The 14,521-nt window shown below is 43.6% G+C and carries 13 protein-coding genes; 4 read left to right on the top strand and 9 right to left on the bottom strand.

The genetic code is table 11. The features are described 5' to 3' along the window. The first annotated feature begins 63 nt into the window (after positions 1-63). Positions 64-654, top strand: a complete 591-nt coding sequence (locus ACIQCO_RS07225) for a DUF1836 domain-containing protein (protein WP_400427079.1) — start codon at positions 64-66, stop codon at positions 652-654. Positions 655-663: 9 nt separating this feature from the next. Here ACIQCO_RS07225 and ACIQCO_RS07220 read toward each other — a convergent pair whose 3' ends face one another. Then, on the bottom strand, positions 664-2,196 hold the full coding sequence (locus tag ACIQCO_RS07220; protein WP_400427078.1) for a glycosyl hydrolase family 28-related protein: 1,533 nt from the start codon (positions 2,194-2,196) through the stop codon (positions 664-666). 274 nt (positions 2,197-2,470) lie between these two features. On the opposite strand from ACIQCO_RS07220, the gene ACIQCO_RS07215 reads away from it, so the two are divergent. The 3 genes from ACIQCO_RS07215 (at position 2,471) to ACIQCO_RS07205 (ending at position 3,888) form a co-directional block, all read left to right on the top strand. Next, positions 2,471-2,782, top strand: a complete 312-nt coding sequence (locus tag ACIQCO_RS07215) for a DUF3892 domain-containing protein (RefSeq protein ID WP_400427077.1) — start codon at positions 2,471-2,473, stop codon at positions 2,780-2,782. A 141-nt stretch (positions 2,783-2,923) separates the two neighbouring features. Beyond that, entirely contained in the window at positions 2,924-3,415 is a 492-nt protein-coding gene (locus tag ACIQCO_RS07210; protein ID WP_400427076.1) for a CBO0543 family protein, read from the top strand. Next, positions 3,412-3,888 (top strand): CBO0543 family protein, encoded by a 477-nt coding sequence (locus ACIQCO_RS07205; protein WP_400427075.1) that lies wholly within the window; start codon positions 3,412-3,414, stop codon positions 3,886-3,888. Before ACIQCO_RS07210 ends, ACIQCO_RS07205 begins: the two co-directional genes overlap by 4 nt. A gap of 113 nt (positions 3,889-4,001) precedes the next feature. Here ACIQCO_RS07205 and leuD read toward each other — a convergent pair whose 3' ends face one another. From leuD to ilvD, 8 genes are all read right to left on the bottom strand, one after another. Beyond that, positions 4,002-4,595 (bottom strand): 3-isopropylmalate dehydratase small subunit, encoded by a 594-nt coding sequence (gene leuD, locus ACIQCO_RS07200; protein WP_400427073.1) that lies wholly within the window; start codon positions 4,593-4,595, stop codon positions 4,002-4,004. Then, complete coding sequence (leuC, locus tag ACIQCO_RS07195; RefSeq protein ID WP_400427071.1) at positions 4,596-6,020, bottom strand: 3-isopropylmalate dehydratase large subunit; 1,425 nt, start codon at positions 6,018-6,020, stop codon at positions 4,596-4,598. A 301-nt stretch (positions 6,021-6,321) separates the two neighbouring features. Next, a complete protein-coding gene (leuB, locus tag ACIQCO_RS07190; RefSeq protein ID WP_400427069.1) occupies positions 6,322-7,428 on the bottom strand; it encodes a 3-isopropylmalate dehydrogenase in 1,107 nt (368 codons plus the stop codon). A 113-nt stretch (positions 7,429-7,541) separates the two neighbouring features. Continuing rightward, a complete protein-coding gene (locus ACIQCO_RS07185; RefSeq protein WP_400427067.1) occupies positions 7,542-9,086 on the bottom strand; it encodes a 2-isopropylmalate synthase in 1,545 nt (514 codons plus the stop codon). After that, positions 9,073-10,104 (bottom strand): ketol-acid reductoisomerase, encoded by a 1,032-nt coding sequence (gene ilvC / locus ACIQCO_RS07180; protein WP_400427065.1) that lies wholly within the window; start codon positions 10,102-10,104, stop codon positions 9,073-9,075. Before ilvC ends, ACIQCO_RS07185 begins: the two co-directional genes overlap by 14 nt. A gap of 26 nt (positions 10,105-10,130) precedes the next feature. Further along, positions 10,131-10,652, bottom strand: coding sequence for an acetolactate synthase small subunit (gene ilvN / locus ACIQCO_RS07175; protein ID WP_066083402.1), 522 nt, complete (start codon positions 10,650-10,652; stop codon positions 10,131-10,133). Next, a complete protein-coding gene (gene ilvB / locus ACIQCO_RS07170) occupies positions 10,649-12,379 on the bottom strand; it encodes an acetolactate synthase large subunit (protein WP_400427064.1) in 1,731 nt (576 codons plus the stop codon). Before ilvB ends, ilvN begins: the two co-directional genes overlap by 4 nt. 461 nt (positions 12,380-12,840) lie before the next feature. Continuing rightward, positions 12,841-14,511: a dihydroxy-acid dehydratase gene (ilvD, locus tag ACIQCO_RS07165; protein WP_400427062.1), complete on the bottom strand. Its 1,671-nt coding sequence runs from the start codon at positions 14,509-14,511 to the stop codon at positions 12,841-12,843. Positions 14,512-14,521: the final 10 nt, after the last annotated feature.

Below are 14,521 nucleotides of genomic sequence, written 5' to 3'. Positions count from 1 at the left end.
AGTCAACACCCAAATAGTTAGGTATAATAAAAAATATTACGTTAATGAGCGGGGTTTTTTACGATGGAAAATATCATTCAAATTATCGATTCGCTTGGCCTGGAAACGAGTTTAAACTTGGAGGAGATTCCAAATATTGATTTATATATGGACCAAGTGATTCAATTATTCGAAAATAAATTTAATGATACAAAGAGGAATGAGGATGAAAAAATCCTTACCAAAACGATGATTAATAACTATGCAAAAGGAAAGCTTATTTTTCCGATTCAAAATAAGAAATATTCGAAAGAGCATCTGATCTTAATGAGCTTGATTTATCAGCTTAAAGGGGCACTTTCTATCAATGATATTAAGGTAACCCTTGATGGGGTTAATAAGAAGATTATCAAAGAGGAGGTAAATTTAGATTCTTTCTATTCTAGTTATCTGAATTTAACGAGCCAAAATGTCGCGGACTTTAGAGGGGACATAGAGGAAAGAGTGAAGGATGTTAAGGAAGAAATTACTGAGAATGAACAAGGGAATTCGCCCTATCTTGAGCAGGTGCTTATGATTTCATCGCTCGTGCATATGAGCAATTTGTATCGAAAAGTGGCGGAAAAGCTTGTCGATGACATCGTTGTTGAAAAGGAAGGAAAGCGTCAAAAGTGATGATTGACGCTATTCTTTGGTATCAATACTAATATCTTTGATGCCTGACCCGACTTCGATTTTTTCAGATGAGCAATTTTGAATTTTTATAGAATCTGCCCGATTGTTGCCCCCATAAACTTTTATTGCGGCCCCGGCTTTTATAAAATTATTGAAGGAAATATGATTCAAAACCACATTCCTGGCCCGATACTGAACGGCAATCACGGGGTTTCCTTTGTAGTCATAATCGGAGTCACCAATCAAGGTAAAATGGTTAATGACTACATTTTTATAGGCGGAAACCACCATCCCGCGGGGTGGGGAATCTTTATATAAATCGGAAAAAATCGGTGCAATCGCAGCAAGATTTACAGCGCTGATATTGAAAGCTGACTTCGATTCCGCATCAGTGCTTTTGTGATGGCCGATATGGCGGAAATTATAGGACCGGTTATCATTAACAGAAATATGGCCAACGATTGCGATGTTGGAAGCGGCAGAGGAATTTTGATGGGCTTTAATTTCGACCCCTCCAAAGCACCTCGCCGAAGAGTTATAAACTAGCAAGACATTTCTTGAGCCATCATCAATTTCAAAACCATTAGAATTTGAAAAACCTTTCCGATGGGCCCGGCCGCTTGTGTCGCACATATGGCAGCGAGAGATAAAGATATAATCGCTATGATGGGTGGTAATTCCGTCATCTCCAAAGCCATAACCAGTTAAGTTGTCGAGCCAAACATACTTGCTCCCGCCCCTGGCCCGATAACCGTCGCCTGCATAATTGTACAGTGTCGACGAAATATCAAAACAGTGAAGCCCCGGATTCATTGCTTCGACATCTTTGACCCAGCCATATGTAACATTTGCGTAGGTCAAACAACTTGAATGATTGCCCCATGTACTTGTTTTTGCCACGTTGCCGAGCCTTTCCACATTCCAGTCCAAGGTCATCCCCTGAACGACAAGATGGTGATTTCCACGCCAATGGTTTGAGTTGGTTATCAATCTAGTACCCTTAACAGCCTGGTCATGCAGCCGAATCGTTGTGACTCCTTTTCCAGCTCCAACGAGCCATGTACAAGATGGCAGACGGATTCCCTTAACGATAAAGACACCCGGAGGTACAATCACCTTTATCCGTCCGCGGCCGATTGCCTTTTTAAAAGCAGCTGTGGAGTCAGTTTTTCCGTCACCGACAGCACCAAAATCTGCAACATTCACTTCCTTTGTTATATTTCCCCTCAAACGGTCATATTCTCGATCCAGCTTGTCTTTCCAATCAGGAATCACATTCCCTTCAACATCCATAAAAATCCGCGTTGGTTCTAAAATCCCTGAACGTTTAGCTGAAAGACGGAATAAGCCCTCGTGAATTTTTTCTGAAAAAGAAAGCGGATGCCCTTTTACAGTGATTGATGAACTTAGATTCTTGCGGCATTGCTCAAATAATTGTTCTGTTTCTTGTAGCACCTGTTTCATATCAAGACGTTTTCCGGTAATTTCAGCAAGCAGCTCTTTATTTTTCCGCGGATCATGGGTTTCATCGTAAGTAGTCATTTCTATTCACTCCCTAAGAAGCCTGTTACGACCTATTATAGCCTGTTGAACGATTAAAGGAAAAGGTACCGTTTTCGTCGAAGTTTAAGTAATGGTTAAAGCTGTTTATACTGTATGCTGAGAAATGGCTCCATTACATCGCCCTCCTAATTGGACAATGATGAAAGTTTTTTGTTCGTTTCTGTAAATTTTAACAAGTTTCTGACACTTTGAAGTCCACGGATAATTTTTTCAAAAAGAAAAATACTAACAAATGTTCGGAGGTGGACATTTAATGGAACAGGATTTTGAAAAAATATACGAACAATACAAGCAGCAAAGTGAGCAGCAGGCCCAAATGGAAGCGAATCAACCTAATAAGGATGGAAAAGAAGCGTTCGTCGCGGTCAGAAAAAACGATGGTGGAGATCTTATTGCTTTTAAGACAAATACAGGGCTGGAGCTGGATTATATAACGGCCCTAGAGGAAGCAAAGGAAGGAAAGATTGCCAATATCGATGTTTTTCATAAGTACTGGAGAGACATCATCCGAAGCGCGCCGGACGGGATTAGAGAAAATAATCTTGATCATTTACCCGAATTCTAATGAGCACCTAAGTATGAAACAGAGCTTTACCCCAAGGGGTAAAGCTTTATCCTACAATAAGACAACTAAGATTTTTTTGCATGATTATATATAAACTTAATAGCAAAGTATATTACATATACACTAGAAAGGTTTAAATTTATGTCAATTGAATCTATTGTCATCATACTTATGTGGGGTATGGGCCTTGTTTCCTTCCTATTTATACCGAAGAATCGCATGAGAAGATTTATCCTTGCCCATCTTTTTTGTCAATCACTTACGTGGCTGTCTTCTTTATTTCATGTACAATTTGACCTGCTAACATTTCCGTTTAGAGAGTTTCCAAACGCCACAGACTTACTAGTAACTACTGAATACTTTTTTTATCCAACCTTTTGTGCGTTTTACATCATTTTTGAGCCAAAAGAGAACTATTTCTTTCGTCTAATCTATTTATCCTTCTGGATTACAGGGTTAACAATGATCGATTTATTGGTTGAAAGGTATACAAACTTGATTGAATATGTCCATTATTCTTGGTATTGGACATGGGTGAATTTCTTTATTTTGTTTGCTGTTACGAACATTCTCTACCAATGGTTTTTTAAAGATAAAGCACTGTTTCGAGAGGATGAGGGGGTCACAAGATGAAATTAGAATGGGGCATTTTAATTTCTGTGTGGCTTGTTATTACAGGATTGATATTTATTATTCCAAGAAATAAACGACGTTTAGCGATTGTCGCCTTCTTTTTCAAACAAGTAATAACCTGGATTGCAGGGTTAGTTGTAGTTGAATATCAATTACTTACGTATCCCATCCGTCTTTTTTCAGGAATAAATCGATCAAGCTTTACTTATGAGTATTTTGTATACCCGGTTATTTGCGGTGTATTTAATGCGTATTACCCTAATTCCCGCGGAAAAATATATAAGTTCTTGTACTATATTGCATACTGTACCGTGCTTACAGTTCCAGAAGCTTTTTTAGAAAAAAAGACAGACTTGATCCATTATATCCATTGGAATTGGTATTGGTCATGGATCACATTATTTATCACATTTTGGATGACTAGATGCTTTTGTGTATGGTTTTTCAATGGTCTGGCAAAAGAAATGGATTAAATTTCACCTTAGGAATAGTTTTGTTTTTCGGAAAGGATAAGCTTTCAGCACAAAAACACATGGCGATTTCTAGGAAATGCCATGTGTTTTTGTGATTGATTTGATTATTTGTCTCACTCTGCTAAATTAGGCTTAAGTTCGTATTGCTTGATTTTTTCCTCATAACTTAAGGTAACGCCAATTTCATCCCAGCCGTTAAGGAGCATTTGTTTCGGGTATGGTGCAATCTCGAAGTTTATTTCAAAGCCCTCATTATCATAGACCATTTGTTCCTCAAGGTTTACGGTTAATGTGTACTCCTCGGATTCGGCTTTTTTCATAATCGTTTGGACTTGTTCCTCGCTAACTTGAATCGCGAGGATGCCATTTTTCACGCAGTTGTTTTTAAAAATATCGGCATAGCTAGGGGCGATAATGATTTTGAACCCAAAATCTTGTACAGCCCAGGGAGCGTGTTCACGAGAGGAACCGCAGCCAAAGTTTTCTCCAGCTACTAAAATAGATGCGTGTTTATATTTTGAATCATTTAAAGGAAAATCGGGACGAGGCTTCCCATTGTCGTCAAAACGCCAGTGGTAAAATAAGAATTGCCCAAAGCCGGTGCGTTCGATTCGCTTTAAAAACTGTTTCGGAATTATTTGGTCAGTGTCGACATTGGTCCGGTTCAAGGGACAAACAAGGCCTTGGTGAGTACGAAGAGGTTCCATTTATATTACCTCCTGTTCCTGTGCAGTAAACTTACGGACATCAACAAAGTGACCAGCAACCGCGGCAGCCGCAGCCATTTCCGGACTGACAAGGTGGGTGCGTGCCCCGTTTCCTTGACGACCTTCAAAGTTACGGTTAGAAGTTGACGCACAGCGCTCTCCGGCGGGGACAATGTCATCATTCATTGCCAAGCACATACTGCATCCGGCTTCGCGCCATTCAAAGCCAGCTTCTTTAAAGATTTGATCCAAGCCTTCTTTTTCGGCTGAGAGCTTGACACTAAAAGATCCGGGAACGACAATTGCTTTCACAGTAGGGCTAACCTTCCGGCCCCGAACGACCTCGGCTGCTTTTCGTAAGTCACTTAAACGTGAATTTGTGCACGAGCCGATAAACACATGATCGATTTTTACAGTAGAAATTGGCTGTCCAGCTTCAAGCCCCATATAGGAGAGAGCCCTGCTGATTTCATCCCTTTCGCTCGGCTTGTCTCTTTCGGCAGGATTCGGAACGGCTGCTGTAATCGGGATACACATGCCTGGATTCGTTCCCCAGGTCACCTGCGGCTCGACTTCAGCAGCATCGATTTCAACGAATGCATCATAGGCGGCGCCTTCATCGGTAGCAAGGGCGCGCCATTTAGTCACTGCTTCGTCGAACGCCTCACCTTGTGGGACATGTCGTCTCCCTCTTAAGTATTCAAATGTCGTTTCATCCGGAGTGATGAGTCCTGCTCTGGCACCAGCTTCAATTGACATATTACAAACAGTCATCCGCTCTTCCATAGATAGGGCGCGAATCGCTTCACCTGTGTATTCCATCACATAACCGGTTCCAAATTGCACGCCAAATTTCCCGATGATTGCTAAGATTAGGTCTTTCGCAGTAACACCTATTCCGAGCTTCCCATTTACTTTGACATTTAGCGTTTTTGGCGGTGCCTGCCAAAGGGTTTGTGTCGCAAGGACATGCTCAACTTCGCTAGTGCCAATTCCAAAAGCAAGAGCCCCGAATGCTCCATGTGTTGAGGTATGGCTATCACCGCAGACAATCGTTTTTCCGGGCTGGGTTAGACCAAGCTCTGGACCAATCACATGGACAATCCCGTTATCCGGGTGATGAATATCAGCTAATGTTACGCCGAATTCTTGGCAATTTTGTTGTAAGGTATCGATTTGCTTTTTCGAAATAGGATCATTAATTACTTGACGTTGGCGGGTTGGGACATTGTGATCCATCGTCGCGAAGGTAAGGTCCGGGCGGCGGACCTTGCGCCCGTTCATTCGTAAGCCCTCAAATGCTTGAGGAGAGGTCACTTCGTGAACGAGGTGCAAATCAATATAAAGTAAATCCGGTTTCCCTTCTTCCTGATGGACAACATGCTGTTCCCAAATTTTTTGGATAATCGTTTTTGGTGTCTGCATAGCTTCCTTCCTCACGTTAATAGATTTATATATTGGTGTAATTGGCGGAAAAGCCGCTTTACTCTGGGATAGCGTGCTTCAACTGTTGGATAGCGTGCTCCAACTGTCGTAAAGCTTACGCCAACTGTCGGATACGCAATTCAACTGTCGCCAAGCACACGCCAACTGTCGTAAAACCCACACCAACTGTCGGATAGCGTGCTTCAACTGTCGGATAGCGCACTCCAACTGTCGATTAACCTCATTTCAATAGATTGTAAGGGTAAACCGCCAATCTAAGTCGGTTTACCCCCAAAAATAATCAAAAATAACAACTTGCGATACACTTAGAAGCTGTTTGCGTTTTAATAAAATCGACGATTAGCTTCGTCATTTCCGTGGTGCCTACCTGGCGGCCATTTTCAACCCGCAGATCAGCGGTATGGAAGCCGGCATCAAGCGCACTTTGGACAGCATCCTCTATCATTTTTGCCTCATCATTCAATCCAAAGGAGTATCTTAGCATCAGTGCTGCTGAGAGAATCATCGCGACTGGATTAGCAACACCTTTACCGGCAATGTCCGGCGCCGATCCGTGCACTGGTTCGTATAGACCAACCCCAGACTCATTTAAGCTGGCAGAAGGGAGCAAACCTAGTGAACCTGTTAACACTGACGCTTCATCGCTTAAAATATCGCCAAACATATTCTCGGTAACAATGACATCGAAATGAGTTGGATTCGTAATTAGCTTCATCGCAGCAGCATCGACCAAAACATGTTCAACCGCTACATCTGGATACTTAGCTTTTTTTTCTTCAACAATTTCCCGCCATAGCTTGCTGGATTCCAGCACATTCGCCTTATCAACAGAAGTTAGACGGCCGCGGCGGCCTTGAGCAGCCTCAAAAGCTTTGTCAACAATTCTCTCAATCTCACAACGGGAATAAGCAAGCGTATCAACCACCGACTGACCATTATCCCGGCGTTCACTTGGAGTTCCAAAATAAAGTCCGCCCGTTAATTCACGGACAATAAGGAGGTCGCTTCCAGAAATGACTTCTTCCTTAAGCGGCGAAGCATGGAGCAGGTTTTTGAATCCTTTAATCGGTCTTAAGTTGGCATATAAGTCAAGTGCTTTGCGAATGCCAAGTAAGCCGCGTTCAGGACGTAAGTGGGAGGGATTTTGATCCCATTTAGGCCCGCCGACAGCTCCAAGTAATACAGCATCGGCATGCTTACAGGCATCAACAGTTGATTCCGGCAGAGGAGTGCCATAAAGGTCAATGGCTGCTCCTCCGATTTCATGAGTCTCGAAACTAAACGAGTGATTAAATTCTTCAGCAATGGCATTTAATACATCCTTGGCAGATTCAATAACTTCCTTGCCGATCCCATCACCGGGAAGTAAGACAATATGCTTTTTCACTAGAAGCAACCTCCTTATTTATTAAAAAAATATCTTGGTGCCTGACACCATTTGGTAAAAAAAACCGGAAGGTGCCTGACACCCTTTAACAAAAATTAACAAAAATTAAAGTTTTATAGTGCTGCTGGTTGTTTTACCATTGCTGTTTGGTTAAAGAATACTCGGTTTACGGCGTTTAGGAATGCTTTTCCTGATGCTTCTAATACGTCTTGTGCGGAGCCGCGGCCGCTGACGTTAGTTCCGTTCACGGTCATTTTGACATGGACCTCTGCAAGGGCATCGCGGCCGCGCCCCACTGAACTTAGGTTAAAATCAGTCAAATGAATTTCTTCTTTAATAAGTGCCTCTAAAGTGTTATATAGTGCTTCAACACTTCCGCTGCCTGTACGAGCAGTTTCCACATGGACCCCCTCAGGTGTGGTCAGGGCGACAGTTGCCGTCGGGAGGTTCGCTGAGCCATACTGAACCTGAAAAGCAACAAGCTCGTATTTTTTCACATCGACAGCTGCAGTTTGAATATCGATTAAAATCGTAAACAAGTCTTCGTCGGTTACTTCTTTTTTCCGGTCTGTTAACTGTTTAAATGACTGAAACGCTTCATTTAGTTTCTCAGGAGACAATTCAAAGCCCATATGCTCAATTTTATCCTTGAAGGCATGGCGGCCTGAATGCTTACCTAGAACAAGGTCATTGGAACTAACGCCGACTAATTCTGGGGTAATAATTTCATAGGTTAAGGTATTTTTTAGCACGCCATCCTGATGGATACCGGATTCATGGGCAAAAGCATTTTTTCCGACAACGGCTTTATTAGCTGGAACCTTCATACCGGTAAAGCGGCTCACTAAGTCGCTAGTTCGTTTAATTTCTTTTAAAACTAGATTTGTAGTGAAAGGGTAGCGATCCTTACGAATATTTAAAGCGACGGCAATTTCCTCCAAGGAGGCGTTGCCAGCCCGTTCGCCGATTCCATTAATCGTACCCTCCACTTGGGTAACGCCGTTTTCGATAGCTGCCAGCGAATTTGCCACGGCCATTCCTAAGTCATCATGGCAATGACAGGATAATGCGGCTTTATGGATATTGGGGACGTTTTCCCGCACGTAGCGGAACATTCGACCATATTCTTCCGGTGTTGTATAACCAACCGTATCTGGCAGATTAATAACAGTTGCCCCTGCATCGATGACTTTGGTTATGATTTGCACGAGAAAATCAAGATCCGACCGGGAAGCATCTTCTGCTGACCATTCAACATGCGGGAACCTTTTTCTTGCATAAGATACCATGTCGACGGCTATTTGCGAGACTTCCTCAGGTGTTTTCAATAGTTTATATTGCATATGAATAGGGGAGGTGGCCAGGAAAACATGTAATCTTGGTTCAGCTGCATCTTTTAAAGCATCCCACGCAATGTCAATGTCCGATTTTGTTGCCCTTGCTAGTCCTGTGATCGAAGAGTTTTTAATCGTTTGGGCAATCGCTCTTACTGCTTCGAAATCTCCTTGGGAGGAAGCCGGAAAGCCGGCCTCCATAATGTCCACACCAAAGCGCTCAAGCTGTCTGGCAATTTCCAATTTCTCCAGCTGGTTTAAATTAACACCAGGGGATTGCTCACCATCGCGTAAGGTTGTATCAAAGATGTTAACGTGAACCATGGACCACCACTTCTTTCTTTGCATTTACTGGTTTTTTAATAAATGGCATTAACGCGCGAAGCTCGCGGCCGACTACCTCAATTTGATGATTGTTTTCACTGCGATTGATTGCGTTAAACTGCGGGCGATTCGCTTGGTTCTCTAAAATCCAGCCCTTTGCGAATGCGCCTGTTTGGATATCTTTTAAAATATCTTTCATCCGCGCTTTCGTATCTTCGTTAACAACGCGAGGTCCTGAAACGAAATCGCCCCATTGTGCTGTATCAGAGATAGAGTAGCGCATGTTTTCTAAGCCGCCTTCGTATAAAAGGTCTACGATTAATTTCAATTCATGTAAACACTCAAAATAGGCAACTTCAGGCTGATAACCGGCTTCGACAAGTGTTTCGAAGCCCGCTTTGATTAGAGCAGTAGTTCCGCCGCAAAGAACGGCCTGTTCACCGAATAAATCTGTTTCGGTTTCTTCTTGGAATGTCGTTTCAAGCACACCCGCACGAGCTGCCCCGATTCCTTTCGCGTAGGCTAGGGCAACATCCCGTGCCTGCCCGCTGTGATCTTGGTAAACGGCATAGAGGGCCGGTACTCCAGCGCCTTCTGAATAGGTGCGGCGAACCAAATGTCCCGGTCCTTTTGGCGCTACTAGAAAAACATCGACATCGGCCGGAGGTACGATTTGGCTAAAATGAATGTTGAAGCCATGGGCAAAAACAAGGGCGTTGCCAGCTTCCAGATTTGGTTTAATGCTTTCTTCATACACCTTTGGCTGCATTTCATCGGGAAGGAGGACCATTACCACATCGGCTGCGGCTGTTGCTTCGGCTACTGAACGAACGTCAACACCATCTTCAACTGCCTTATCCCATGATTTCCCGCCACGTAATCCAACTACGACATCAAAGCCGCTTTCCTTTAAGTTAAGAGCGTGGGCATGGCCTTGTGAACCATAGCCGATAACTGCGATTTTTTTCCCTTGTAAAACTTCCTCTTGAATATCTCCGTTATAAAGTACTTTTACCATTATTAATCATCCTTTCAAGAATATTATTATTTTAATAGTGAATATGTTGCTAGATCGTTAACCTGTGGCTGGTGGCCGCGTAAAAAGGCGGTTAATCCTGTTCTGGCAATTTCTTTAATTCCATAAGGGCGCAAGAGTTCGATTAGGGCATCAATTTTTTCCGGCCTGCCAGTGATTTGGACGGCTAAGCTTTCCTTGCTGACGTCGATAATCGAAGCGCGGAATGGATCAATAATGCCGTTGATTTCGCTGCGGAGCTGTGAGCTGCTCGCCACTTTGATAAGCGCCAGCTCTCTAACGACAATCGCCTTATCGGTAATATCGGAAACTTTTAACACATCAATTTGCTTGTTTAATTGTTTTGTTACCTGTTCGAGACGCTGCTCATCTTCAATCTCAACAACAAGGGTCATTTTTGAAATACCTTCCGTTTCGGCAGGACCGACTGAGATACTTTCGATATTAAATTGCCGCCTTTGTAATAGGCCGGTAACACGATTGAGGACACCGCTTCGGTCTTGAACTGTTAAGGTTATGATTCGTTTCATGAAGGTTTCACCCCAATCATTTCATGGATTCCTTTTCCAGGAGCAATCATTGGAAAAACTTTTTCCTGCTGCAGCACGCGGCAATCTACAAGAACTGGGCCATCATGGGCAAACAGCTCAGGCAAGGAGGTGATGAGGTCCTCCTCGTTGTCAATTTTCATCCCGCGAATCCCATAGCTGTCAGCGAGCTTAACAAAATCAGGCTGAGTATGGAGAATCGATTCAGAAATCCGGTTGCCGTGCAGTAATTCCTGCCACTGCCGAACCATACCAAGAGCTCCATTATTAACGATGATAATTTTGACTGGCAGGTTTCGTTCGTATATAACGGATAGCTCTTGCAGTGTCATTTGGAAACCGCCGTCGCCGACAAAAGCTACAACTGTACTTTCCGGTGAAGCTATTTGTGCCCCAATGGCAGCAGGGAAGCCGAAGCCCATTGTTCCTAGTCCGCCTGAAGTAATCCAGCGATGCGGCTCTCTAAAAGTGTAGTACTGGGCTGCCCACATTTGGTGCTGGCCAACATCTGTTGTAACAATAGCCTCCCCGTTAGTGACTTTATGAACTGCTTCAATCAACCACTGTGGACACATTCCGTCTGGATTGTGTTTATACCAAAGTGGATATTCCTGTTTATATTGATGGAGTGTTTCCAGCCATGCCATGATTTCGGGTGATTCCGCTGTTTGATCGATTAATTCAACTAATGCCTCTTTTGCATCGGATACAATCGGTATTTGGGTTGGTACATTTTTACCGATTTCCGCCGGGTCGATATCGATGTGGGCGACCTTCGCATGGGGCGCAAAGTGTTTAAGATTACCTGTTAACCTGTCATCGAACCGGGCGCCAAAATTGACGAGTAAATCAGTTTCATGTAAAGCCATATTTGCTGCGTAGGTTCCATGCATGCCGCCCATCCCTAACGAGAGCGGGCTATCAGCCGGAAATGCGCCAAGTCCAAGTAATGTCGTCACGACCGGAAGCTGATGTTTTTCGGCAAAAGCAGTTAATTCTCTGGACGCTTTTCCATGGAGTACCCCTGCTCCTGCGAGTATGACGGGCTTTTTTGCTTTGGCAATTGAATCTGCCAGTTTTTTAATCTGCAATGGATTTGGCTTTGTTGTTGGCTGGTACCCTGGTAAATCGATACATGCTTCTTCAGGTTCCTCAACTAGAACTCCAGCCGAAATGTCTTTTGGAATGTCGACTAAAACTGGGCCCGGCCGGCCGGTAGAAGCAATATGAAAAGCTTCCTTCACGATTCTTGGCAAGTCAGAAATGGATTGCACCTGATAATTATGTTTGGTGATTGGCGTCGTAATCGCCATTACATCAGCTTCTTGGAAGGCATCAGTTCCAATGACGCTGCGTGCAACCTGCCCTGTGAATACCACGAGCGGTAAGGAATCCATCATCGCATCTGTAATTCCAGTAACCAAGTTTGTAGCACCCGGTCCTGAAGTAGCAATAACTACACCAGGCCTGCCGGTAATTCGGGCATATCCCTCGGCCGCATGGATCATTCCCTGCTCGTGACGGAAAAGAATGTGTTTAATGGTGCCTTGGGCCCGATAGATAGCGTCGTAAATCGGCAGGACAGCACCTCCCGGATACCCAAATAATGTGTCAACACCTTCGCTTTTTAATAGGTCAATGAGAAGGTCTGCACCTGTTTTAGGTGCGGTACTGGTTAGGAATTCCAGCTGTTTTGCTTCTACTTTCACGTCGTAATCCCTCCTTATGGATGATTGAATATTTGAAAAATTGAGTGTGTAACTTTGTTTTCAATACATAGTAAAAGGCCTTTTCGTCCCCGAATAAACTGCAATCTAGAACATCTAAGCAGAATAATCGGGGAGAAAAGACCTCTTTTTCTCGGTACCACCCGGTTTTACAGTAACCTTACGGATACTGACTTATGAAGCGACAACTAAATTAGAAAACGCTTCTTTTGGTAACAGGTGATCGGTTAAGACCACCCGATTGAGCCTACTAAAGTAATAATGGTTCAGCTCAACACTCAGGGATGATGTCGGAATAAGTTGTATTACTGGGCTTCCAGCAACCCCAGCTCTCTGAAAATACCATTTCTTATTCCTTTATTCCCGTCATCGATTTTTTTATTAAAATGTCAGTTTTTTTAGTACCGTAACTTCTTAGGAAGGGGAGGGGTACTAGTGAATCCCTATATTTTCATAACCCCGCCCGTATTAGCAGAGGTGACAAGTTTTGCATATTTTGCTAGATAACCAGTTTTGATTTTCGGCTCAGGCTTCACCCATGAACTGCGTCTTTCTGCCAATTCCTCCTCATCAACGAGGAGTTCTATGGAACGTGCTGGTAAATCAATTAAAATTTTGTCACCATTTTTAACTAGTGCGATTGGACCGCCTTCGGCTGCTTCTGGTGAAATATGACCAATGGAGATTCCACGGCTGGCACCTGAAAAGCGTCCGTCGGTGATCAGCGCAACTTCTTTACCTAATCCACGACCCATAATAGCGGAGGTAGGAGCAAGCATTTCAGGCATTCCTGGACCGCCTTTTGGCCCTTCATAGCGAATTACAACAACGTGCCCTGCTTGAACAGTACCATTATTAATGTTTTCCTGTGCTTCTTCCTGCGATTCAAAAACAATCGCTTCACCCAAGAATGTTTGAATGGATGGATCAACAGCGCCAACCTTGATAACTCCGCCATCTGGAGCAATGTTTCCATAGAGAATGGATAAGCCGCCAACAGGGCTATATGGATTCTCTTTCGGGCGAATAACCCTTTCATCCGTGATTGTTGCATCCTTCACATTTTCAGCTAGCGTTTTTCCGGTAATCGATAGGCAATCAGGGTGCAATGCCCCCTCAACCTTACAAAGCTCATTCAAAATCGCACTTACGCCGCCAGCTTTATGGACATCATCCATTGAATAATCAGATGCTGGCATTATTTTTGCTAAGTAAGGGACTTTTTCAGCAATTTTGTTAATATCGCGTAAATCATAGTCAATTCCAGCCTCATGGGCGATAGCCAAAGTATGTAACACAGTGTTGGTTGAGCCACCCATGGCCATATCTAAAGCAAAGGCATTGTCAATTGCATCCCTTGTAATAATGTCACGCGGGCGAATATCTTTTTTCACGAGATCGATTAAATGTCGTGCAGCTTGGCGAATGAGTTTATGTCTTTCATCAGAAGTAGCAACGATTGTTCCATTTCCAGGAACCGTCATCCCTAAAACTTCCATCAGACAGTTCATTGAATTGGCGGTAAACATCCCAGAACAAGATCCGCAAGTAGGGCAAGCCTGAGTTTCGATTTCAAGCAGCTGCTGCTCGGTCATCGAACCGTTATGATATGCACCAACTCCTTCAAAAACAGATGTGAGAGAAAGGTTCTTCCCAGTTGATGAGGAAACACCGGCTTCCATTGGCCCGCCTGAAACAAATACCGAAGGAACATTAGTCCTAGCTGCAGCCATCAGCATTCCCGGTGTGATTTTGTCACAGTTTGGAATGTAAAACACACCATCGAACCAATGGGCATTAATGACGGTTTCCGCACTGTCGGCAATAATTTCACGGCTTGGCAGCGAGTAACGCATGCCGATATGCCCCATGGCAATGCCATCATCAACGCCAATCGTATTAAATTCGAACGGAATCCCGCCGGCTTCACGGATGGCCTCTTTGACAATCTCACCGAAATGATTAAGGTGTTTATGTCCTGGGATAATTTCAATAAACGAGTTGCAAACACCGATAAATGGTTTTTCTAAATCTTTCACGGTAACCCCGGTCGCGTATAAAAGACTGCGGTGGGGGGCACGATCAATCCCCTTCTTAATCATATCGCTTCGCATTTTGGCTATC

The sequence above is a fragment of the Neobacillus sp. NPDC093127 genome (assembly GCF_044754175.1).
Taxonomy (GTDB): Bacteria; Bacillota; Bacilli; order Bacillales; family Cytobacillaceae; genus Neobacillus.
This window is presented reverse-complemented; position numbering and strand designations above follow the sequence as displayed.